Annotated in this window: 21 protein-coding genes and 1 tRNA gene; 8 read left to right on the top strand and 14 right to left on the bottom strand. The window is 42.1% G+C overall.

Annotated features, from left to right (window positions below):
* Window positions 1-43 precede the first annotated feature (43 nt).
* The 8 genes from flgG to HUO09_RS01205 form a co-directional block, all read right to left on the bottom strand.
* Window positions 44-832: a flagellar basal-body rod protein FlgG gene (gene flgG / locus HUO09_RS01240; RefSeq protein ID WP_167411506.1), complete on the bottom strand. Its 789-nt coding sequence runs from the start codon at window positions 830-832 to the stop codon at window positions 44-46.
* 20 nt (window positions 833-852) lie between these two features.
* Window positions 853-1,602: a flagellar basal-body rod protein FlgF gene (gene flgF / locus HUO09_RS01235; protein ID WP_167411507.1), complete on the bottom strand. Its 750-nt coding sequence runs from the start codon at window positions 1,600-1,602 to the stop codon at window positions 853-855.
* A gap of 200 nt (window positions 1,603-1,802) precedes the next feature.
* Window positions 1,803-3,107: a flagellar hook protein FlgE gene (gene flgE, locus HUO09_RS01230; RefSeq protein ID WP_167411508.1), complete on the bottom strand. Its 1,305-nt coding sequence runs from the start codon at window positions 3,105-3,107 to the stop codon at window positions 1,803-1,805.
* Between the two features lie 27 nt (window positions 3,108-3,134).
* Window positions 3,135-3,842: a flagellar hook assembly protein FlgD gene (flgD, locus tag HUO09_RS01225; protein WP_102940318.1), complete on the bottom strand. Its 708-nt coding sequence runs from the start codon at window positions 3,840-3,842 to the stop codon at window positions 3,135-3,137.
* Between the two features lie 17 nt (window positions 3,843-3,859).
* Window positions 3,860-4,276: a flagellar basal body rod protein FlgC gene (gene flgC / locus HUO09_RS01220; protein WP_042479998.1), complete on the bottom strand. Its 417-nt coding sequence runs from the start codon at window positions 4,274-4,276 to the stop codon at window positions 3,860-3,862.
* 5 nt (window positions 4,277-4,281) lie between these two features.
* Entirely contained in the window at window positions 4,282-4,677 is a 396-nt protein-coding gene (gene flgB / locus HUO09_RS01215) for a flagellar basal body rod protein FlgB (protein ID WP_102940319.1), read from the bottom strand.
* Window positions 4,678-4,959: 282 nt separating this feature from the next.
* Window positions 4,960-5,787: a protein-glutamate O-methyltransferase gene (locus HUO09_RS01210; protein ID WP_167411509.1), complete on the bottom strand. Its 828-nt coding sequence runs from the start codon at window positions 5,785-5,787 to the stop codon at window positions 4,960-4,962.
* Window positions 5,788-5,797: 10 nt separating this feature from the next.
* Window positions 5,798-6,724, bottom strand: a complete 927-nt coding sequence (locus HUO09_RS01205) for a chemotaxis protein CheV (protein ID WP_167411510.1) — start codon at window positions 6,722-6,724, stop codon at window positions 5,798-5,800.
* Window positions 6,725-6,781: 57 nt separating this feature from the next.
* Between HUO09_RS01205 and flgA the strand changes: the two genes are divergently transcribed.
* The 3 genes from flgA (at window position 6,782) to HUO09_RS01190 (ending at window position 8,436) form a co-directional block, all read left to right on the top strand.
* Window positions 6,782-7,549, top strand: coding sequence for a flagellar basal body P-ring formation chaperone FlgA (gene flgA, locus HUO09_RS01200; RefSeq protein ID WP_167411511.1), 768 nt, complete (start codon window positions 6,782-6,784; stop codon window positions 7,547-7,549).
* Between the two features lie 111 nt (window positions 7,550-7,660).
* On the top strand, window positions 7,661-7,981 hold the full coding sequence (flgM, locus tag HUO09_RS01195; protein ID WP_167411512.1) for a flagellar biosynthesis anti-sigma factor FlgM: 321 nt from the start codon (window positions 7,661-7,663) through the stop codon (window positions 7,979-7,981).
* A gap of 29 nt (window positions 7,982-8,010) precedes the next feature.
* Window positions 8,011-8,436, top strand: coding sequence for a flagella synthesis protein FlgN (locus tag HUO09_RS01190; RefSeq protein ID WP_167411513.1), 426 nt, complete (start codon window positions 8,011-8,013; stop codon window positions 8,434-8,436).
* Between the two features lie 156 nt (window positions 8,437-8,592).
* Here HUO09_RS01190 and flgP read toward each other — a convergent pair whose 3' ends face one another.
* Both flgP and HUO09_RS01180 read right to left on the bottom strand, forming a co-directional pair.
* The gene (gene flgP, locus HUO09_RS01185; RefSeq protein ID WP_167411514.1) at window positions 8,593-9,027 is read right to left on the bottom strand and encodes a flagellar assembly lipoprotein FlgP; all 435 of its coding nucleotides are present in this window, start codon (window positions 9,025-9,027) and stop codon (window positions 8,593-8,595) included.
* Window positions 9,028-9,036: 9 nt separating this feature from the next.
* Window positions 9,037-9,672: a FlgO family outer membrane protein gene (locus HUO09_RS01180; protein WP_042480013.1), complete on the bottom strand. Its 636-nt coding sequence runs from the start codon at window positions 9,670-9,672 to the stop codon at window positions 9,037-9,039.
* 162 nt (window positions 9,673-9,834) lie between these two features.
* Between HUO09_RS01180 and HUO09_RS01175 the strand changes: the two genes are divergently transcribed.
* Both HUO09_RS01175 and HUO09_RS01170 read left to right on the top strand, forming a co-directional pair.
* A complete protein-coding gene (locus HUO09_RS01175) occupies window positions 9,835-10,968 on the top strand; it encodes a flagellar assembly protein FlgT (protein ID WP_188232758.1) in 1,134 nt (377 codons plus the stop codon).
* Between the two features lie 53 nt (window positions 10,969-11,021).
* A tRNA-Arg gene (locus HUO09_RS01170) sits at window positions 11,022-11,098 on the top strand.
* A gap of 142 nt (window positions 11,099-11,240) precedes the next feature.
* Here the strand turns inward: HUO09_RS01170 and HUO09_RS01165 are convergent.
* The gene (locus HUO09_RS01165) at window positions 11,241-12,716 is read right to left on the bottom strand and encodes an EAL domain-containing protein (RefSeq protein WP_188232757.1); all 1,476 of its coding nucleotides are present in this window, start codon (window positions 12,714-12,716) and stop codon (window positions 11,241-11,243) included.
* Between the two features lie 358 nt (window positions 12,717-13,074).
* On the opposite strand from HUO09_RS01165, the gene HUO09_RS01160 reads away from it, so the two are divergent.
* The gene (locus HUO09_RS01160; RefSeq protein WP_167411519.1) at window positions 13,075-13,605 is read left to right on the top strand and encodes a GNAT family N-acetyltransferase; all 531 of its coding nucleotides are present in this window, start codon (window positions 13,075-13,077) and stop codon (window positions 13,603-13,605) included.
* An 86-nt stretch (window positions 13,606-13,691) separates the two neighbouring features.
* Here HUO09_RS01160 and HUO09_RS01155 read toward each other — a convergent pair whose 3' ends face one another.
* Window positions 13,692-15,227: a PAS domain-containing methyl-accepting chemotaxis protein gene (locus HUO09_RS01155; protein WP_167411520.1), complete on the bottom strand. Its 1,536-nt coding sequence runs from the start codon at window positions 15,225-15,227 to the stop codon at window positions 13,692-13,694.
* Window positions 15,228-15,750: 523 nt separating this feature from the next.
* Between HUO09_RS01155 and HUO09_RS01150 the strand changes: the two genes are divergently transcribed.
* Window positions 15,751-16,257, top strand: a complete 507-nt coding sequence (locus tag HUO09_RS01150) for a Fe3+-citrate ABC transporter substrate-binding protein (RefSeq protein ID WP_042480042.1) — start codon at window positions 15,751-15,753, stop codon at window positions 16,255-16,257.
* Window positions 16,258-16,339: 82 nt separating this feature from the next.
* On the opposite strand, the gene HUO09_RS01145 is transcribed toward HUO09_RS01150, so the two are convergent.
* Window positions 16,340-17,317 (bottom strand): OmpA family protein, encoded by a 978-nt coding sequence (locus HUO09_RS01145; protein ID WP_167411521.1) that lies wholly within the window; start codon window positions 17,315-17,317, stop codon window positions 16,340-16,342.
* Window positions 17,318-17,593: 276 nt separating this feature from the next.
* The gene (gene gltX / locus HUO09_RS01140; protein ID WP_167411522.1) at window positions 17,594-19,021 is read right to left on the bottom strand and encodes a glutamate--tRNA ligase; all 1,428 of its coding nucleotides are present in this window, start codon (window positions 19,019-19,021) and stop codon (window positions 17,594-17,596) included.
* A gap of 235 nt (window positions 19,022-19,256) precedes the next feature.
* Here gltX and HUO09_RS01135 point away from each other — a divergent pair, with 235 nt between their 5' ends.
* Window positions 19,257-22,031 (top strand): heavy metal translocating P-type ATPase, encoded by a 2,775-nt coding sequence (locus tag HUO09_RS01135; protein ID WP_188232756.1) that lies wholly within the window; start codon window positions 19,257-19,259, stop codon window positions 22,029-22,031.
* Window positions 22,032-22,139 lie beyond the last annotated feature (108 nt).

Here is a 22,139-nt window from a genome sequence, read left to right as displayed (position 1 = left end):
CTCTCTCAATCACTCTTTATGAGCCAAGATTATTGCTATTAGGTTATAGCTGCTGGTTCGCATAGCTCATCATCTTGTCTACTGCCGAGATCACTTTTGAGTTCATCTCGTAGACACGTTGAGCTTCAATCATATTCACCAGCTCTTCAGTCACGTTAACGTTTGAGCTTTCCAGCATTGACTGACGAATACTACCTAAGCCATCTAAACCTGGGACGCCCTCTTGAGGATCACCACTTGCCCCTGTCGGCAAATAAAGGTTCTGACCAATTGGCTCTAAACCACCTGGGTTAATAAAATCTACCGTGGTGATCTGCCCTAATACCTGGTTGTCTTGCTGACCACGAATACGAGCTGACACTTCACCATCGTTACCGATAGTGATGGAGATAGCGTCTTCAGGAACCACAATTTCAGGATCCAACGCGTAGCCTGCACCTGAGGTTACAATCACACCTTCATCATTCAGGGTGAACTGACCATTTCGTGAATAGCCGATGTTGCCATCTGGCATCAGGATTTGGAAAAAACCATCCCCTTCGATCATCATGTCGAGGCTGTTGGTTGTTGTCTGTGCATTACCATTGGTGTGTACTTTTTGAGTCGCCACCACTTTAGAACCTGCACCTAGCATCAAACCGCTTGGCAATTCAGTATTCTGAGATGACTGACCACCAGGTTGATTAATGTTTTGATAGAACAAATCTTCAAACACAGCACGACTTTTTTTGAAACCAATCGTCGAGGCGTTCGCTAAGTTGTTCGAGATCGTAGCAATATTGGTTTGCTGCGCGTCGAGGCCTGTTTTACTTACCCATAATGCCGGCTGCATACTAATTTCCTTTCAATTGGTTAGCTCATACGAAGCAGAGAATCGGACGATTTGTCCATGTCTTCTGCCGTGCTCATCATTTTGACTTGCATTTCAAACTGACGCTGTAACTCGATTAGGCTGGTCATTTCACCCACCGCATTGACGTTACTGCCTTCTAAGGCTCTGGTCAGAACTTTCACATTGGCATCTGCATCGTATGCCGCGTTTGGATCTTTCGCGCGGAAAAGACCATTTACATCTTTATATAAATCTTGGTTGTTTGGACGAACAAGCTTAATACGGTCAACAATTTCCATAGCATCTGCCGGAGCGCCTTGTGGGCGAACAGAGATAGTACCGTCGTTGCCGATTTCAACTTTTGCCACAGGCACCGGCAAAGTGATCGGTGCGCCCGTCTCACCCAGCACTAAATGACCATTGCCGTTAAGCAGTAAACCGGTTTGATCGATCTGCAAGTTGCCGTTACGAGTTAAACCTTCAGCACCCGTTTTGTCTTGAACGGCAATCCAACCATCACCTTGAATGGTGACATCCAAATCACGTCCCGTTGTGATAACGCTGCCTTGCTGGAAATTGTTTCCAGGGCGCTCAGTCATACTGAACACTCGGCTAGGCAGACCATCACCGTATGCTTGCATCGAACGCGCTTGTGCTAAGTCAGCACGAAAACCTGTTGTGCTTACGTTGGCCAAGTTATTCGCTCTTAGCTGCATAGCTTGCATATTCTGCTTTGCGCCACTCATGGCGAGAAACAATGCACGGTCCATAATTTGCTCCAAAATTCATCTGTTACGAGTTATAAAGCAATAGGTGTGCCAAGTTTTATTTTTAATATAAAACAGAAGGTTATAGAAAATAGAGGGGTATTACGGGGAGATTTGCCGCGGCAATGTGGCAAGCTGGCAATCCTATCAAGCCAGCGTTGCCGCTGGCTTGATAGACCAGATGACCATATACGAAGATCGTATTATCGAATCTGCAGGATGTTTTGTTGTAGCTGGTTGTGAACTTCAAGCGCACGTGAGTTTGCTTGGAAGTTACGTTGAGCAGAGATCAAATCCACCAACTCTTGGGTCATATCAATGTTGGATTGCTCTAGAGTACCGTTGTTGATGGAACCGAAAGAGCCTTTGTTTGATTCGCCCCAGATCTTGTCACCAGAGAACTGAGTTGAATCCCATTGAGTACCACCTTTTTTATCCAGACCTTGTTCGTTAGATACACGTACTAACGCAACTCGACCTAAGGTGATGTTTTCACCGTTTGAGTATGTGCCTAACACACTACCGTTTTCGTCAAAGTCGATCTTAGTTAAGAAACCCGTTGTAGCGCCATCTTCATCGAACTTAGTCAATTCAAACGGTGCGGCAAACTGAGTTGCTGAATCGAGACCAAAAGAGAGTGTTTGGTTTACATCTGCGCCATTTAGGTTGACAGGGTCTGCACCTGCACCTAGTGGATCAGAAACAATTGGCTGCCCGTTATTTAAACTTGCTAACGTACCGTCATTGTTGAACCTCATGGTATGACCGACTTGACCACTTGCGGTTGTCGCATCACCACCGGTGATGTTCAAAGGCTTCTCGCCTTCTTTGTCAGTCACGGTGTAATAAGTTTGCCACGTATTTGGCTGACTTTGGTCTTTCAAATAGTACGTAGTTAGCTTATACGACTGTCCCATTGAGTCATAAATGGTCGATGACGTTGAGCGGTTATAAGTTTCAGGGTCATTGTAGTCAAACAGCGCAGGATCTTTCAGCTCACCATTTGCTGGAAGGTTTACACCAACTTCAATGTTTGCCGTTTGTTTTGGCTTACCAAACTCTGCTGGAATGTTCATTGGCTGTGGTTCATAAGAAAGCACATCGCCAGTATCAGGGTTTACTTGATAGCCCAGTAGGAACTCATCATTCGACGTCACCATGAAGTTGTCTTTGTTCAGGTGGAAAGCACCGTTACGCGTCAATTCATTTTGCTGTGGAATAAGGCGATCTTTAGATACTGCGAAAAAGCCAGTGCCCGAGATACGTAAGTCCATTGGGTTGTTAGTGTAAACACTTGAACCCTCATGGAATTGTTGGGCAACTTTATTCGCTTGTACACCACCACCCGGAGTGGTTTTAGCGTTAGTAAATAAAGAACTTGAGTAAACATCACCGAACTCAGCACGTGACTCTTTAAAGCCGAATGTGTTTGCGTTCGCAATGTTGTTACTGGTTGTGTTCAGGTCTAACTGAGCTGCGGATAAACCGCTAAGAGATACATATGACATTCCAAATTCTCCTATCTAGCTAGCATTCTATGCTTTGCCAACTTCAAGTACTTCAGCAAGTTTCACTGGTGATGTGAAACCAGCTAGATTGAGTAGTACGTTACCATCACCCTTACCAAGCAGAACACTATTGACGTTAGCGTAAGTAGATACGCCAAATTCAGTACTTGTTCCATCGAGTAAACCAGCCGCTTTCACTTTGTATTTGCCGGCCGGCAATGGATTACCGTTCTGATCTTTTCCATCCCATTCGACACGGTTGTCACCGGCCGGTTTAGCTCCTACGTCCATAGTACGAACTAGCTGCCCCATTTCGTCTTCGATACGAACAAACAAGTTTTCTACCGAACTAGGAAGCTTAACCATTGCCGCCATGCCTGCATCATCTTTCTTAACGCCTGCAGCACCTGGTACCAATACATCACGACCTACCAGTGACGATGCTTGTAGCGCTTGGTTAGATGTCATTGCCGAGTTCAAACTCTCAAACTGAGTGTTCATCTTGCCAATACCATCAACCGTCGCAAATGATGCCATTTGCGCAATCATCTGGTCATTGCTAACCGGCTTAAAAGGGTCTTGCTGAGAAAGTTGCTTCGTGAGCAGGGAAAGAAAATCTTCTTGTTTAAGATCTTGTTTACCTGTGGTCTCATTCGGTTTCTTCTGATCTTGAAGAGCCTTCAGCTGGTCAACATAGGACAAGCCGCTTTGACCAACGTTATCGATTCCGGCCATACGCTAACTCCTTATCCTTATTGACCCATCTGCAGCGTACGCAGCAGCATTTGTTTACTTGCGTCTGCAACTTGTACGTTCGTTTGGTATGAACGCGATGCAGAAATCATATTAGCCATTTCTTCCATTACGTTGACGTTAGGCTTGTAGATATAGCCCTCATCATTCGCAAGTGGGTGATCAGGGTTAAACTCCGCTGATAGCGGTTTATCACTTTCCACAATACCTAACACTTTCACAGGCACGTTTGGGTCGCGGTTAAAACGTGCTTTACTTAACTCCGCACCGAACACTGCATGACGCGCTTTATAAGTATCCTCAGCAGAGCTACTGATACTGTCCGCGTTAGCAAGGTTACTTGAGGTTGTATTTAGACGAACAGACTCTGCACTCATCGCGGAACCTGTCACATTGAACACATTAAATAAGCTCATCTAAATTACTCCCCTTTAATTGCTTTCGTTAAGTTCTTGAATTTACTTCCTAAGAAGTCAAGTGATGCTTGGTGGCGAATCTGGTTTTGCATAAACAAGTTACGCTCTAAATCCACATCCACTGTATTGCCATCACCAGTGTCAGGTTGAGTTGGAACGCGGTAAAGCATTTCCCCTGTCACAGTCGTAGAGGCAGGAATGTGCCGACCGTCCGTACGGCTAAGACCAATGCTTGCCCCCGAACTTGCCGCCTGCAAAGCCTTTTTGAAGTCCATTCCTTTCGCTTTAAACCCTGGTGTATTCGCTTGTGCAATGTTAGTAGAGATAACCTCTGCATTGCGTTCACGAACACCCACCGTATGCTGGTGTATACCGAGTGCGTTGTTGAAAGAAATAGCCATACTTTGCCTCTTTAATAAGAACTGACCGTTAGTCATAGATTAAAAGCAATTAGCGTACCAACTTTTAATTTACCAATTCACAATTAATCTTTTTTCGTGTTGCAACCTTTTAGCTTGCAAAAAACAGTTTGCAAAAAGCACGCCGTTTTTGGCTATAGCAAACTTATTAATTTGGAGATTTGGAATGTCTCCCTTTAGGTATAGAACAGAGAAGCAGAAAGGAAAGAAAAAGCCCAGCGCTTGGCTGGGCTTTAAAAAAATAATGGGTTTGAAGCTTATGGCTTATTTGAGCTTATAGATGATGCCCGGATTACAACGCACCATTTCAAACTTATCCGTTAGCCCAGTAAGAGACTCAGATGCACCGAGCAACAGATAACCACCGGGATTTAGGTTGTTTGCCATCTGATTCAACACTTTTGCTTTCATATCTGGCGAAAAGTAAATCAATACATTTCGACAGAAAATGATGTCAAACTTGCCGAGCAATGCATAGCTTTCCATTAAGTTTTGCGGACGGAAGTTCACCAGACGCTTGAGGCTATCTTTTACCTTCATACGTCCATCCCCTGCATCTTCAAAGAATGCACGACGACGCTCTAAAGACAAACCACGTCCTAAAGCGAGATTGTCATACACACCAGCACGACACATATCCAGCATGCTTGCAGAAATATCGGTTGCCGTGATCGATACACTTGGAAGCAAACCAGGGCGACGTTGCTGAGTTTCAAGAATCGTCATTGCCATTGAATAAGGTTCTTGACCAGAGGAACTCGCTGCCGACCAAATTTTAATAGGGCGTTTTTTTGCCGCCATTTCGGGAAGCAAACGCTCAGCAAGCACAGTAAACGGATACGTATCACGAAACCACAAAGTTTCGTTGGTTGTCATCGCATCAACTGCTGCCACACGCAAATCACGATTTCTCCCTGTTACTACATCGCGCAACAGGTCAGACAAACTAGTCAACTTATATTTAGTCACAAGTGGACTGAGACGACTTCTCACCAAATACTGTTTACTGTCTCCTAATACGATACCGCATTGAGATTCCAGAAATCGGCAAAAGTCGCGATATTCTTGATCGCTTATAGTAATAGCAGTCATTCATTTCTCTTTATTTTACTAGCGCAGCCTTAACCGCATTACCAAGCTCATCGGGGTTAAACTTAGCAATAAATGCATTCGCACCTACTCGCTCAACCATTGCTTGGTTAAATACCCCACTCAGTGATGAGTGCAATATAACGTAGAGATCTTTTAAGTCATTATTTCGGCGTATTTCTGCCGTTAAGGTGTAGCCATCCATCTCTGGCATTTCAATATCCGAAATCACCAAAGAGATTTGTTCGTAAATACTACCTTCTTTTGCCATTTCTAACAGCTTTTCATATGCATCTTTGCCGTCTTTGGTCAAAATACATTCAAAACCAATTGACTCAATCGCACGTTGAACCTGCTTACGAGCCACGGTTGAGTCGTCCGCGATTAAAATACGTCGAACAATCGCCTTTTCTTGCTCCGCTTCCGCGATTTCTTGGCCGATACTAGCATCCATTGATTCATCAACTGGTGCGATTTCTGCAAGGATCTTTTCTACATCGAGAATTTCAACCAGTTCATTATCAATATTAGTCACCGCTGTTAGATAATTCCCTTTACCAGCGCCTTCAGGAGGAGGAAGTATTGCCTCCCAATGCATATTGATAATACGTTCAACAGAGCTTACTAAAAAAGCCTGTATCGTACGGTTAAATTCAGCAATAACGACAAAACTTTTTTGAACATCTTGAGTTGGACGGCCACCGATGGCCAAGCTTAAGTCAATGACAGATAACGTTTGACCGCGAATATGAGCAACCCCTTTAACCAAGTGGTGCAGATTAGGCATAGCCGTCAATTTAGGACATTGTAGAACTTCTTTGACCTTAAAAACGTTAATGCCATAACGTTGGCGTCCGTTAAGACGGAAAGTCAGTAATTCTAGTCGGTTTTGGCCGACAAGTTGCGTACGCTGATTCACAGAATCAAGAATACCCGTCATAAGCACATCTCCATCTCAAACTTATGTTCATAAAAAAGTGGTAGTCTACAGCAAGCTATGAAGAAACGAGAGACACGAACAATGCATCCGAAGATCTGTTTACATCTACATTCCATATCTAAGTGTAGAGCTTTCTATAATATTTTTTTTAACTCTATCGGTTTTTTGTTAGCTTTCTTTAGTCTTTCTTTATTTGCTGCGACACCAGAGCAAGTAAAAATGATTCAAAATGCCGCTGAAAATCATGTTTTGAGCAGCGTTGAGGTCGCTGAAGGAGGCGAGCTCGTGGTGAATGCTGCAAACATAGATGAACGTATATTCGCCACCGATTGTCCAAACACTCTGACGACTTCGTCGTCCTCCAGTAACGCCTCTGCCAGCAATATCACAGTGTTGGTCGAATGCGAACCGGATAACTGGAAAATTTATGTTCCCGTCCGCTTAACAATGCGAGTTCCGATGGTTACCGCTGCTAATCATATTAGCAGAGGACAAGTTTTAACAGAAAACGATATAACTATCAGTATGGTAGATCTGCTGCGCTTTAGACGGCAAGGTTTTTCCTCGATAGAGCGAGTGGTCGGAGCAAAAACCAAGAAAAACGTGAAGTTAGGTGATGTTATCGAACAAAATGATATCTGTGTGGTATGCCGAAATGACAGTGTACTTATCCAAGCAAATGCCAGTGGTATGAATATTACTACTAAAGGAACAGCATTATCTGACGGAAGCTTCGGTGAACAGATAAAAGTGAAAAATGATAAATCTAACCGTATAATAGATGCGCAAGTCAGTGGTATTGGCGAAGTAACCGTTCAGTTTTAGTTACTTAGCAATAAAAGCGTTAATTTCGTCACGAAGCCATAAAATTGCTAAAGTTATTCTCCTACTTGTCGATATTGACAGTACAGATTCATATTTTAAAAAGGCTCATTTATGGCAGGCATTGATAACATACGCTCAGGGCATTCGTTAAACACGACGAATCGTACTCCTGCACGTTCTAATTCAGATGCATCTTCATCAACATCAAGTGCAACCACCCGTGGTGCTGTTAAGCAAGATTCTGTATCGCTTAGCCATCAGGGAAAAGCCATTGGTGAATTGCATAACGATATGACGTCCACCCCTAGCTTCGACAGCGCCAAAGTTGCTGCGATTAAAGAAGCGATTGCAAACGGATCTTATGTTGTTGATTCAGAGAAACTGGCCGACAATATGATCAGATTTGAAAAAGAATTGGGTGGTTTTAACTAACCCACTTCGATTTATAGGCAGTTTACGTTATGGCAGCACTAAAAGACTTGATCGAATTCCAACTTAAAAACGCACAAGAATTATCAGTGCTGTTGGAAAAAGAGAAAATCGCGATTACTTCAAGAGTATCTTCAGATATAGAGACGCTTGCCAAACAGAAAACCGTTTTGGTTAACCAACTGCAAACGACGGATCAACGAATTGCTGGTCATCCTCATGTCTCGAGCCTGACAGAGGATAGCTATCTCAATGAGTTAACCAATCAAATTCGATCTGTGATTCACGATTGCCAGCAAGCTAACCTAATCAATGGCGAAGCCCTAAACCGCGCACAACTTAGCTTTAATAAGCTCAATAACATGATGCAGCAAAGCTTAGGCAAAGTTGGCATGACTTACAGCGCAACAGGCCGCACTCAATCCGTTTCGACTCTGGGAACTAATCTCAAGGCGTAACCGACACGTCGCAGTATTAATACCACTGTATTGATGACAAGCGACGGCAATAAAAGCACAAAATAGAAAAGCGGCAATATTTGCCGCTTTTTCGTATGTCGAATTTAAGTATCTGGAGAGTTATAATTAAAACGAAAAGATTAAGAACACAGACTGTTAGAACAAGGTTTGCTGACGTTTTTCAGGCACCTGCTGAACTTCACCGTAATCACGCAGCATGTTCATTTTATTGATGTCTAGGCGTAATTCCGTTACATAGCTGTCACCAACTTTATAACTACGAACCACTTCTGCCCCACGAATGACCCCGTCAACTTCACCGCTGGTACGTTCTGTACCAAGACGTTGATCGCTTAGCTCGGCACGGCCACTGACACGCATTCCGTACACTTGTTCAGCTAACTCTCGATAAGCATCAATTTTTGAAGCTCGCATCGCTCGTACGCTCTTTTCTTCAACATCGCGGCCCTTCTGTTCACTGATACTCGCGTAACCCACAGCCGTTAACCAATCATCGGATCTTGTTGTTTGAAGAGGCTGACACCCCATCATTACAAATGCTGTCACTAGGACGAATAACCATTGTTTCATCATAAACTCCTATGGACGCAGAATGACTGTATAAGGTTGCTTCATCGTTGGATCAGAACGAATGAGAACACCATCTTGAGTACGCATACTGTTCAGGGTATCTAAATCTCTACCAATACGATCAGCAGGTAGGAAGCCTTGCGCAGTCGCCACCACAATACGAGATTGCAAACCAACAACACGAGCATTTACAAGAACGCCACCATCTTGACGAAGCATAGTGCCAGTTAACACATATTGGATTTCTTGCTCTTGAGCTAAGTCTTTCCAGTCACGGCTAAAAGCAAAATCGCCTTGCTGCGTGACTTGAATCGTACCAGTAGTTTTGTAGTCAACAACCTTGAAACCACGGCGTTGGAACTGGTAAATAAACCCTTCAGATACCGAATTTCCCAACCAGTTTGTTGTATCCATATTTTGTAGATCAACAAATGAGGTCACAGCAATAGCATTACGTGCAGTAATACTCGTATTCGATATCATTAAATCTTCAGTCATACTCTCTACGAAGAAATCCAAAGTATGTCTTGGGCTCTCCATCAACATAAATTGTGAACCAGAGTACGGCTCTTTTCCGTTATAAATCGGGGCATAGGCGCATGCAGTCAAAAAAACTGCTGGCACTAAAGGAAGCCATTTTTTCATTCTCTTCATCTCCAGATATACTAAGGCATCGGTTCCATTTCACTCTCACTGATGAAACTGGAACACTCTTTGCTTTTCTAAATTCGTCTACTATTCAGAAACGCGATACCTACATCAGCTACGAATTAAGAAGCAAAATTTATACCTAACTGGTAACTCATAATGAAAAAAATTATTTATTGTTTAATTTCAATACTTTCAGCGACACTCAGCGTACCCAAAGCTTACGCTGAATGGTATGAAGTGACAGGTACTGCCGCTGTTGTTTCGACAGAAAGTGCCGCTCGGCTCCACGCATTAGAAAACGCCATTTATAAGGCGGTAAAATTTGCCGGGGCAGATATTGGCAGTATCAGCAACTTAATGCCGCTATTACAATCAGAACGCACCGAATACCAGTTTTCAAACCACGAAGTAAGGTACATTCTGATTGAGCAGACAAGTTCTCGAAACGATGTAATGAGTGTCCGCGCACGCATTGACATCTACCCATCGGCAGCAGGTTGCCAGCAGAACCAATATAAAAAGACCTTCTTAGTCGGCAATATTGATTTAGCATCACCTCAACAAGCGGTAATGGGACAAATTTATAGTTTGGGGGATGATTTTGCCGAAGTGGTAAACCGACAAATCGGTCAGGAGTCAGGAAGTTTTGTCTCTGTAGGAACCACTAATTATGACATCAACGCACGTAATCCTGAGCGCATCAAAATGATTGCCCAAGATACTGGTGCACAGTACATCATTGGCGGCGTAATTACGGACCTTACTGCAACCATCGAGCAGAAACTCCTACAGGACGATGTCATTAACCGTCAGTTTGCCTTAGAAATGAAAGTATTCGATGGCAAAACAGGCAGTGAAGTATTTAAACATAACTACCGTGAAGTCGCCCGTTGGCCTTTTGCCAAAACCAGCCAAATCGATACACGAAGCGCACGCTTCTGGGCTTCTACTTATGGCGATATGCTACTTAGAGTAAGCCGAAACATAATGTTGGACTTAGAGTCTGAAATTTCGTGCAAAATTACTCTACCAGAAGTGGTCGCTAAATTTGGCAACACAATAACCATGGATTTAGGCAGAATTCACGGCGTTCAAGAAGGCGATAAACTACAACTATGGCACACAGGCGCATTCATTGATCAAAAAGGTTTGCCACGTAATAAAGTTACCCAAAGTGATATCACTTTGACGGTATCACGTGTTTATGAAAACGACGCTGAGCTGATGATTGATCAGCCAGAGCTGCTATCGAGCGTGCAAATTGGCGACGTTATGCACAAACAGTACTAAAAGTGTTTATCAGTGGTTAACTTATTCAAATAATTGAGTAATATAGGAGCCCTGCTCCCGTGGCACAGCTGGATAGCGCGGCCCCCTCCTAAGGGGCAGGTCTCAGGTTCGAATCCTGTCGGGAGCGCCAAATAAAACAACGCCTTAGCTAACATTCAAGCTAAGGCGTTTTTGTTTATGTCCACATATAGAGCGCATCTATTTCCAATTAATTTTCAATCACGTCTGCATTGAGTCTGTAATCGTTATCTCAAACAACTGATTAGATGATGTTATGAAAAATATTTTTTAACAAACTCTTCAATGGGCATTGGTTTGTCGAAATAGAAACCTTGATAACGAGTTACATTCTTGGAATATAAATAGTCAAATTGTTCTTGGTTTTCAATACCTTCAGCTAAAATACCTATTTCTGTAGTTTTAGCTAAGTTAATAATTGCATCTAACACATGAGTGTTTGGCCCTTCTGAAATAGTATTCACAAACGTTCGGTCAATCTTAATAATATCAACATTTGAATTAATCAAATATTTCATAGAACAATGACCTGTGCCAAAGTCATCAAGAGCAATTTTAATATCTCTATCTTTCAACCTGTTTATATAAGAGATGAAAACTTCGTTCTCAAATTCTTTTCTTTCAGTGATTTCCAACACTATCTTTATAGGTTTTGAAGATAACTCATTTTGTAACCGGACGACATCTTCATACAAATTTTTAGAGTCAAATTGAATTGCACACACATTAAACCCTAAATAAAAATCGCCCTTTCTCATGAACTCTACATCGTGCAAATGGGTAGAGCATTTTTTCATTAATATTCTAGTTATCTCTGTTATTTTTCCGTTTGCTTCTACTTCATCAATAAAACAAACAGGTGAAATGACACCTTTTTTGGGGTGAACCCAACGAGCAAGTACCTCTGCGCCAGTTAACGTTCCATTGATGTCTAATATAGGCTGAAGGTAAGGATGAAATTCGGATCGTTTAATAGCTTTATTAATATTCCAATATCTAATTGTAAACTTCTCAAAAAATGGAACTTTTATATTTAACAACAAAAAATAAAAAACCGTCCAAAATATGATACTAAAACTGTGGTGCATCATTACATATTTAAAAAACGAGGATAGCATTATATTGAAATCAACTTTATAAAGACTACCAATCAGCCTATTTTTTTCTTCAACTAATTTATTTTTATATATAGCAGCATTTTCAAAACTGACATATACATCATATTCATCGTAATCATCTATTATTTCGGTTAGTGATTCAGGATATAAAGCAATCATTGTACTGTACGTAGGGCTGTAAGATATTTTAAGTAAAAAAGCCCCTACACTTTTTTTCTCCAAAGACTCACTGTAAGGTGTTTTAGGAACATAAAACAATCTCACATTCCCAGATTTTTCCTCTCTAATTTTTGTGTTAACACCGTTTAACATAGCAATAGATGAACAAACAATCCGACTATGGTCAGTTATATTTAAGCTTCTCACATTTCGATCAAGTAATAGAAGTTTTGCATGTTTATTTAGAAAATCCGAGCAATTGTCAATTGGCAGTGTTCTACTAATTTCATCTTCATAATACTTTATGTTTTCTAGAACGATTTCGCTTATTCCAGCAGAAACTCGGTCAACAACACCAATTGAGTCTCGGTAATACTTAGCAAGTAGAAATAGCAAAATTATTATTAAACCAAAAACATAAATATAATGTTTTATTGTTTTTTCAGGGTTCATTTTAGCTCTCTGCTTTCCTTAAAAAAGCAAAAATCAATTCTGCTAACTAAGGTCAATTTGTCCATAAATATGATCTCACTCACTTAATTAGAACTTAATAAATTAGCTAAAACTAATTAAGATTACGTATTGTAAGTGTAACAATGGCTTACACAATGTGACAAGTAACGAATACACCGCATTAATGCAAGAAATAATTCTCATTTTTGATAAAAACATGAAGTAAGTGAAATAATCACCAAACGATACTCATAAATAGATTCAGTTCATGTCAATGATTTGAGTTCAGAAGTGATTGCTTAAAATTTCTTTGTTTATATGATGATGGGATACCAGAAACATCAAAGGAATTATAAAAATGAATGAGCAAGAGGCAGAACATCTTCGCATTTCACTTCGTGGTCTAGACATCACAATAAGGCCTATCACGCCTGAAGACAATAACGCCATTGCTGAGGTCATTCGTAATAGTTTCATAGACAATAAAATTGACCATCTAGAAGGCGTAAGCTTACACGATCCAGCTTTAGCCAGTCTGAGTAACGCCTATACCTCAGAAAAATCCGGTTACTGGGTAGCAACACTTAATGATCACGTAGTCGGCGGTGTAGGTATCGCTCAGCTATTAGGAGCGAGTGAAGAGTATGGCGAAATGCAAAAACTGTATTTGGATAAATCCGTGCTCGGTATTGGTCTCGGAAGATGTTTAATTGATTTATCGATTAAAAAGGCAAGAGAATTCGGGTACAAGTACTGCTATTTAGAAACCCTCGAAGAATTGAGCTCCGCGGTTTCTTTATATGAACAAATGGGTTTTGAACATATAGAGGGAAGTATCGGTAACACCGGACATGGCAGTTGCGAAATCTGCATGCTTAAAACACTTTAACTTTTCACAACTCTTTGTTTAGAGATACAAAAGACTAACCTAGCGCCGTTAGTCTTTTGTATGTAAGAGATTGACAAGGGTTATAACTATCGGAAGTTACAACTTAACGCATTAATATTGTTAGCGCTTAAATGTGCTTCACAAGCATTCTCACTCGCTTGACCAACCAGAGATACGTTCTTGTTAGATACAGCTTGAATATGATGAACGTTTTGACTTATCTCAGAAGTCACCGCACTTTGTTCTTCCATCGCAGTAGCAATCTGAATAGATTTATCCTCAAGTAACGACATCATATCAATGACACTGGACATGATATCCTCAACAGTATGAGCCTCACTATTACAACTTTGTGACTTATCTTGATTAGTCATCATCGACTTTTGCCACGTCTGCATTGAGCTTTGAAGATTGGTTACTGAACTCTGAATATTCTGTGTCGCAATCTGCGTTCTGCCCGCGAGTGTGCGAACTTCATCAGCAACAACAGCAAAGCCTCGACCTTGTTCGCCAGCCCTTGCCGCCTCAATTGCCGCGTTTAATGCCAACAAGTTAGTTTGATCAGCAATACCCTGAATTTCTGCCATCACACCTGAAATTTTGTTGGTATCTTCTACTAACTGAAGCAAACTTTGAGCGGCAGCTCCAATATCGTCGGACAACTCGTTTAGGTTTTTTCCATTTCTAGAGAGTGTTTCAGCGGCGTTACTGCACTTAGATTTCACTTCTCTGACGAATTCTCGAGTATCTAAAGTGGCGTTATTTACCTCTTGTATTGATGCATTCATTTGGGTAGCCGCTGTTGAAAGCTGCTCCAAAAGTTCACTCTCCGCTTTCAAGCTTTCTAAGGACGATTCGCTGGTAGATTTTAACTGCTCAGAAATGCCCACTAATGCCTTACCTGAATCCGAGCTTCTTCCCAAGATTGTTCTAATTTTGGCTAATTGAATATCGACGTTATAGGCCACTTTGCCACTTAATCCTGTACCGCAAAAAACGACTCTGGAAGGGCTGTTTACCGTATCAGATTGTTTTTGCATCAAAGCAGGCAATTTGAAAATTTCGTCAAAAAACAAACCACTGAAAATAACGAGTGATGCCAAAATTAATGCAAACATCGTCAATCCTGCTATCCAATAAGCGCTGCCCAACAAAGCTATTGCGACTATCGCAGCGGCGATTCTCTGAAATAAAATATGTTCTGTGACTGGGAAGGGTTTCTTTCCATTATTAATACGCTTATATAACTGCTCCGCAGAGGCAATATCTTTGCGTGACGGACAATGTCTGACAGACTGGTAGCCAATGATTTTGTCTTTGTCGTAGATGGGTGTTACGAATGCATCAACCCAGTAGTAGTCTCCATTCTTACAACGGTTTTTGACCATCCCTCGCCAACTGTTACCTTTTTTTAGCTGCCCCCACATATCTGCAAAAGCCGCTTTAGGCATGTCAGGATGTCGAACAATGTTGTGAGGTTTGCCAATCAGTTCTTGAGCGGTAAAACCCGCCACACGGCAGAACTCATCATTAGCATAAGTGATGATACTGTTTGTATCCGTTGTTGAGACCAAAAACTCCGATTGGGAGAAGGTCACTTCTTTTCCTTTATGAGTAGACATAGCCAATTGCGTCCTTACTTGCTCATTTTTATTATTAAAATAGATATATAGAGTTGTATATCTCTTGCTCTAAAGCCCAACAAACAAAGGTTAATGACAAGATACACAATATTAACAATATAGTTACGAGAAGGTATTCGGTATGGCAAATATGGCAAAATGTGACAAACATTCACCTCGGTGCATAGCTGTTACATTATCTACATTCCATCAGATCGCATATTGAACAACATGGTTAATTAGGCATCTATGAAAACTCTTTCGAGATAAACGTGTAAATGTTTATCTCGCAGAATCTTTACTCAATTTTGATATAAAAAATTAACATTCAACTAGACTGTTTATTCTCGTTATTCGGGATTTCATCTAAAATTACTATTAATAAAAATATTGATAACCCTAAGACTCTTGCTGCTTCTAGGTGATCGCTAAACTCTTCTTACTTTCGGCACGTCTAAGTGCTGAATTTGGGACAAGAATCGCCATCTAGAACCCATCAAGCTGTAAGGGAAACCCCTAGCCTATGAAGAAAAGTAACCTAGAAACCAATACTGGCCACCGATTTATCTCTAAAGCTAAAACGGCTTACAAGATTCATATTCATACCCCCGATGATAGTGTTCTTCACAGATCGGTCGGTTACATACGCCTAGGAGAAACAAAAGGGCTGAAAAAAGCGATTAAGCTGAGAAACGAATTAGGCAGAGAAATGTGGGGCAAGCACTGGCGACGTATATTAAAAGACCCGTACCTGATGACGCGTTTACCTCATAGCTTAGAGCCTAAAATTATCTACAAACCTCGCCCAACAAGCGATAACCCCGATAGCCGAGATGCTTGTTATATTGCTGCTTGGCGTGATTACGACAATAAAGGCAAATGTACCTTTAAGAGCGTCGTTTGCTCTATCAATAAACACGGTAAACTCGCCGCGTATACCAAAACAAAAAAGGCACTGCTAGAAGCTCATAAAGACTGTTTAGATATTCTTATTTATATGGGGCGCTTAAGCAGCATCGACTTAAAGTAGCTGCCTTGAACTCTTTCATGGCAGCAAAATAATCGGAAATCACGAATGATTTCCGATTCATCTCTAGTCGTTAATTCAAAGATTACTCTGAGACTTGATGTTCAAACTCGGGGATATAAAACTCAACTCTGCGGTTTTTTTCACGTCCTTCTGGCGTTTGATTAGAAGCAATAGGGTTTTCTTCGCCTTCACCTTTTACCGTGATCCTCGACTCATCGATGCCCTTCGCAATAATCGCATCAGCAGCGGCTTGAGCGCGTTTTTCTGAAAGCGTCTGGTTGTAAGCAGCGCTGCCTGAAGAGTCCGTATATCCTGAAATTTCAACGTTTGATTCAGGATATTCTTTCATAAATTCAATTAGATTATCTAATTGGTTATTCGCCTCTTCCGTTAATTCACTACTATCATGAGCAAAACTATGCCCATCTAAGCTTTTAGCAGTAAAAGACTTTTTAACCACTTTTGGCTCTGCAGGTTGCTCTACAACTTCTTCAACCATCGGTTCTTCAACGACCGCGACAGGGGCTGCTTCGGTCGTTTTACTATGACCAAACTTATAAGTAAAACCTAGTGTAATAGTGTTCGCTTGTGCTCGAATATAGTCATTATTGATATCAGTGATCGCCTGATATTCCAAACGAATGGAAACTTGATCCAGAGGCTTCAACTCAACACCCGCGGCGCCCAAGTAAGAAAAATCGTCTTTTGAACCATATTCAGCATAAGCGCCACCAGCTTTCAAATACAAAGCGACATCATCATTGAGTGGCAAGCTAAACCGTGGTGCCAGAGTAATTGCAGTCACGGAGTCATCATCTAATCCCGTACCCGAAAATTTACCTAGGTAATCATATCCCAGTTCAAACGACAGCCAATCGTAAGCTTGGTAACCTAAATAACCACCTAAAGTGACGCCTCCATCATCATCACACACATCGCCCGCTAAACAGGCATCATCCAACCAAGACGTTCCGATTTTACCGCCGACGTATACCTCTGCTAACGCTGCAGTTGAACCTACTGCCAATGACATTGAAATTAATACGGCTAATTTTTTCAAGTTATTTCCTTCTACACGTTACCGTTTTTTATCTCTGAATTTCTTGATGAAACTCTTTCGTACACAGAATGCGACTCTCTCAATTAAAGAAACACTATTCTATATCACTATAATTAATGGAACACTCTGTGACATTGATCAAGTTTATTATTTTTGTTAACCGAAATAAACCCTTTAGAATACGGGCATAACAACATGAAATATAATGAATAACCCTACTTTTCAGACATAAAAAAACCACAGCGATAATGCTGTGGTTTTGTGGATGAACCGTTACTACTGAGCGTTCGCTTCACGCTCTTCGATAAATGCTAGAGCCATCTTGATACGTGCAATTACACGCTCCTGACCAATAAGCTGCATCACTGCATCTACAGAAGGAGATTGACCGCCGCCAGTGACTGCTACACGTAGAGGCATACCAATTTTGCCCATACCGATTTCAAGTTCTGCACATACTTGTTCAATCACTTGGTGTAGTGCTTCAGTTGTCCACTCAGTCAAAGCTTCAAGTTTGCTTAGTGCAAGAGCAAGAGGTTCTTTTGCTACACCGCGTAGATGCTTCTTAGCTGCACCTGCTTCAAACTCAGAGAAATCTTCGTAGAAGTAACGAGCTTGTTGAGCAAGCTCAACAAGTGTATGACAACGCTCGCCGACAAGAGTCACGATCTCTGCTAATGCAGGACCATTGTCTTTGTTGATACCTTGGTTGTCGAAGTGCCATTCAAGGTGCTTCGCCACATACTCAGGATCTGAAGACTTGATGTAGTGGTTGTTCAACCAAAGTAGCTTATCAGTATTAAACGCTGATGCAGATTTAGAAATCGCATTCAGACTAAACAAGTTAATCATCTCTTCTTGAGTGAAGATTTCTTGGTCGCCATGGCCCCAACCAAGACGTACGAGGTAGTTGATCAACGCTTCAGGCAAGTAACCTTCATCACGGTACTGCATTACCGATACCGCACCATGACGTTTAGACAGCTTAGCTCCGTCGTCGCCGAGGATCATTGCACAGTGAGCAAAAGTAGGTACTGTCGCGCCAATCGCTTCGTAAATGTTAATTTGACGAGGCGTGTTGTTAATATGGTCTTCACCACGAATAACGTGAGTAATACCCATGTCGATATCATCAACCACAACACAGAAGTTGTAAGTTGGAGAACCATCAGTACGACGGATAATCAGATCATCAAGTTGGTCATTACGAATTTCGATACGGCCACGGATCTGGTCATCAAATACTACGCTGCCTTCTTTCGGGTTACGGAAACGAATAACGCAAGGATCACCCTCTTTCGCCGCTTCATTTACCGCTTTGATTTTTGGGTGGTTCGCATCATAACGAGCCATCTCTTTATTAGCTTCTTGTTCAGCACGGATCTCGTCGAGAAGCTCTTTAGGCGCATAACATTTGTAAGCTTTGTCTTGAGCTAGAAGTTGATCGACCACTTCGTTATAACGATCAAAACGTTTTGTTTGGTAGTAAGGACCTTCATCCCATTCCAAACCTAACCAACTCATACCTTCAAGAATCGCGTCTACTGCAGCTTGAGTAGAACGTTCAAGGTCAGTGTCTTCAATACGTAAAACAAATTCACCGCCTTGGCTTTTTGCGTATAACCAAGAGTAAAGTGCTGTACGTGCACCACCAACGTGAAGATAGCCCGTAGGACTTGGGGCAAAACGAGTTTTAACCGTCATTTGACTTCCTTAGATATAAAAACAACAGTGGCACATTAAGCCACTGCGACTGAAAGGATAAAATTTGGCGCCATTTTACCATTGATGACTAAATCCACAATGGAAGATTAATTCATATTCAATCTCCTTTGAGAAAGACAAGTAACAAACGACGTTTATTATTTCGCCATACCGCTTGACCTTACCTTTAGGTCAAGGTTTATGCTTTTCTTACTGTCGATTGGAGGAAAAGAAAATGGGCCATTACGCATTACCTTTATCGGGCTTGAATTGTATGGGCTGCACACGAAAAGTTGAACGTCAACTCAACACTGATTTTACGGTTGAAATTCAAACCCTATCACCCACTTTTATCGAGTTAGATGTCAACTCTCCGCTCGAAAAGGTCATCGACAGTATTGAATCGCTGGGCTATCACGCAGGCAACACCCTGCTATTTAGCCTGCAAGGGCTAAACTGTGGCAATTGTGTAAATAAGCTCACTCAGCATTTGCAGACCTTTGACGATATTGCTCGTCTGAATGTTTCTAAAGAATCGTTGTCACTAATTACTTCAAGCTCACACGAAGAAATTATTAACCGAGTGGCAGAAGTTGGTTACAAAGCAACTCTCACCAGCGCTCCTCAAGTTGATGAAGAAGGAAAGAGCGAAGAAGTAACCACTGGTGAAGTTTCTCAGCAAGAGAAAGTTGCTGAACCTAGCCCCGTAACTGCGGCGACACCATCAGTTGACCCCGAACCTTCGGAGCTAATGCCAACTCACACTGACGATTTAGTAAATACTCACTTACTGATTAAAGGTATGACGTGCGCAAGCTGTGTTTCATCCGTAGAGAGATCCCTACTCTCCGTTTCAGGAGTGGAAAAAGCGCAGGTCAATCTGGCTGAACAAAGTGCTTTGGTCATTTCAAATCAAGATGTCACATCGGCATTGGTTGAAGCTGTTAGCCAAGCAGGATATCAGGCTGAATGGGTTGATGATCCTGCCGAGCAACAAAAGAAACAGCAACTCCATTTAGAAAATATCCAAAAAGAACATAAACGTAATGCGTTTCTTGGTTTAGTTATGGGTGTGCCTTTAATGGCCTGGGGTGTATTCGGTGGCAACATGATGATCCAGACCACCAGCGACCAAATGGCTTGGGGTATGGTGGGATTACTCTGTCTTGCACTTTTGTCTACCGCAGGGAAAGGCTTTTTCACCAGCGCATGGCAAGCATTCACTCACCGCCGTGCCACTATGGATACACTCGTTGCTTTGGGCACAGGTGCGGCTTGGTTCTATTCAACACTGGTCGTCATTGCGCCAAGCTGGTTCCCAGATAATGCTCGTCACGTTTATTTTGAAGCGACAGCAATGATCATCGGTTTGATTTCTCTCGGTCATTACATCGAAGCCAAAGCTAAAGCTAAGACTACGCAATCACTGCAAGCTCTAATCAATTTGCAACCACAACAAGCCACTCTGGTTGTAACCAATAACGGTGAGACAACAGAGCAAACTATTGCTATCGCTGATATCAAACAAGGGATGACTTTGCGTGTAAAACCGGGGGAACAATCTCCGGTAGATGGTGTGGTATTAGAAGGCAGCTCTTATGTTGATGAATCCATGCTGACCGGCGAACCGATTCCAGTACATAAAACGGCTTCAAGTCATGTCTCCGCCGGAACCATCAATCAGGATGGTAGCTTATTAATTGAAGCCACAGGTATTGGGTCGCAAACCATGCTCTCGCGCATCATCAAGATGGTTCGTCAGGCTCAAAGTAGTAAACCTGCCATCGCAAAAATGGCTGACCAAATTTCGGCGGTATTTGTTCCGACTGTGGTGTTAATCGCTATTTTTTCTGCGCTAATTTGGTACAGGTTTGGTCCAGATCCAAAAGCCAGCTACATGTTGGTCATTGCAACCACTGTACTGATTATTGCCTGTCCTTGTGCGCTTGGTTTGGCAACACCATTGTCGGTCACTGTTGGTGTGGGTAAAGCGGCTGAAATGGGAATCTTGATTCGAGACGCCAACGTTCTGCAATCTGCCAGCAAAATCAATACGGTTGTGTTTGATAAAACCGGCACTCTTACTCAAGGCAAACCGAGCGTCCAACAGCTTGTGGCTTTTAATGCAGACCAACAACAAGTGTTAAGTCTCGCTTATGCCTTGGAATTACAATCAGAACACCCTTTAGCTAAAGCGGTGTGTCTGTATGCCAAAGAGAATGAAATCACAGCAGCAACGATTAACAACTTCGTTAACTCTCGCGGGCAAGGCATCCAAGCAGAATATCAAGGCCGAATAGTACATATTGGTTCTGTCGGTTACTTCCAGTCTTTAGCCATCGACCTAACAGAAGCACAGCAAACGCTTGATGAGTTCTCTTCAAATGCTTGGACACCAGTTGCCATAGCTCTCGACAAACAACTGATTGGTCTGTTTGCAATAGCCGATCCTATAAAAGAAAGTGCATCTCAAGCAATTCAGGCGCTTAACGAGATGGGGATTCATACCGTAATGCTGACAGGTGATAACCAAAGCGTTGCGAATTCCATTGCCAGCAAACTGGGCATTGACCAGGTCATTGCGCAGGTTTTGCCTGACCAGAAAGCTCAGCATATTGAATCGCTACAACAACAAAACCGCATTGTAGCTATGGTGGGAGATGGTATTAATGACGCACCAGCCCTCGCTCAAGCTGATATTGGTATCGCAATGGGCAGCGGAAGTGATGTGGCGATAGAAAGCGCGCAAATGACCCTACTAAACTCATCACCGTTATCGGTAGTCAGCGCCATCGAGCTATCACAAGCCACCATCAAAAACATGAAGCAGAACCTGTTCGGTGCGTTTGTTTATAACACCTTTGGTATCCCTATTGCGGCGGGAGTGCTCTATCCAGCATTTGGATTTTTATTGAGCCCAGTTGTCGCTGGGGCAGCTATGGCGTTGTCTTCCATTACCGTTGTAAGTAATGCCAACCGACTACGACTCGTCAAAACACGCTTTCACTAGTCGAATGATATTAAACATATCCAAGGGAGAGCGAAGGTAGTCATCAACGATTAAATAAAGCGTTCTGAGTACAACTAAGCTAATCTCTTCTAAAGTAAGGTTTTTATC

This window comes from Vibrio sp. Y2-5 (assembly GCF_014596725.1).
Taxonomy (GTDB): domain Bacteria; phylum Pseudomonadota; class Gammaproteobacteria; order Enterobacterales; family Vibrionaceae; genus Vibrio.
Note: the sequence above shows the minus strand (reverse complement) of the source record. Positions and strands in the feature narration are given on the sequence as shown.

What these genes read in the sequence shown, in the direction of transcription:
- flgG (WP_167411506.1), bottom strand. Translation starts at nt 832, where the DNA reads ATGCAGCCGGCATTATGGGTAAGTAAAACAGGCCTCGACGCGCAGCAA.
- flgF (WP_167411507.1), bottom strand. Translation starts at nt 1,602, where the DNA reads ATGGACCGTGCATTGTTTCTCGCCATGAGTGGCGCAAAGCAGAATATG.
- flgE (WP_167411508.1), bottom strand. Translation starts at nt 3,107, where the DNA reads ATGTCATATGTATCTCTTAGCGGTTTATCCGCAGCTCAGTTAGACCTG.
- flgD (WP_102940318.1), bottom strand. Translation starts at nt 3,842, where the DNA reads ATGGCCGGAATCGATAACGTTGGTCAAAGCGGCTTGTCCTATGTTGAC.
- flgC (WP_042479998.1), bottom strand. Translation starts at nt 4,276, where the DNA reads ATGAGCTTATTTAATGTGTTCAATGTGACAGGTTCCGCGATGAGTGCA.
- flgB (WP_102940319.1), bottom strand. Translation starts at nt 4,677, where the DNA reads ATGGCTATTTCTTTCAACAACGCACTCGGTATACACCAGCATACGGTG.
- HUO09_RS01210 (WP_167411509.1), bottom strand. Translation starts at nt 5,787, where the DNA reads ATGACTGCTATTACTATAAGCGATCAAGAATATCGCGACTTTTGCCGA.
- HUO09_RS01205 (WP_167411510.1), bottom strand. Translation starts at nt 6,724, where the DNA reads ATGACGGGTATTCTTGATTCTGTGAATCAGCGTACGCAACTTGTCGGC.
- flgA (WP_167411511.1), top strand. Translation starts at nt 6,782, where the DNA reads ATGAAGAAACGAGAGACACGAACAATGCATCCGAAGATCTGTTTACAT.
- flgM (WP_167411512.1), top strand. Translation starts at nt 7,661, where the DNA reads ATGGCAGGCATTGATAACATACGCTCAGGGCATTCGTTAAACACGACG.
- HUO09_RS01190 (WP_167411513.1), top strand. Translation starts at nt 8,011, where the DNA reads ATGGCAGCACTAAAAGACTTGATCGAATTCCAACTTAAAAACGCACAA.
- flgP (WP_167411514.1), bottom strand. Translation starts at nt 9,027, where the DNA reads ATGAAACAATGGTTATTCGTCCTAGTGACAGCATTTGTAATGATGGGG.
- HUO09_RS01180 (WP_042480013.1), bottom strand. Translation starts at nt 9,672, where the DNA reads ATGAAAAAATGGCTTCCTTTAGTGCCAGCAGTTTTTTTGACTGCATGC.
- HUO09_RS01175 (WP_188232758.1), top strand. Translation starts at nt 9,835, where the DNA reads ATGAAAAAAATTATTTATTGTTTAATTTCAATACTTTCAGCGACACTC.
- HUO09_RS01165 (WP_188232757.1), bottom strand. Translation starts at nt 12,716, where the DNA reads ATGAACCCTGAAAAAACAATAAAACATTATATTTATGTTTTTGGTTTA.
- HUO09_RS01160 (WP_167411519.1), top strand. Translation starts at nt 13,075, where the DNA reads ATGAATGAGCAAGAGGCAGAACATCTTCGCATTTCACTTCGTGGTCTA.
- HUO09_RS01155 (WP_167411520.1), bottom strand. Translation starts at nt 15,227, where the DNA reads ATGTCTACTCATAAAGGAAAAGAAGTGACCTTCTCCCAATCGGAGTTT.
- HUO09_RS01150 (WP_042480042.1), top strand. Translation starts at nt 15,751, where the DNA reads ATGAAGAAAAGTAACCTAGAAACCAATACTGGCCACCGATTTATCTCT.
- gltX (WP_167411522.1), bottom strand. Translation starts at nt 19,021, where the DNA reads ATGACGGTTAAAACTCGTTTTGCCCCAAGTCCTACGGGCTATCTTCAC.
- HUO09_RS01135 (WP_188232756.1), top strand. Translation starts at nt 19,257, where the DNA reads ATGGGCCATTACGCATTACCTTTATCGGGCTTGAATTGTATGGGCTGC.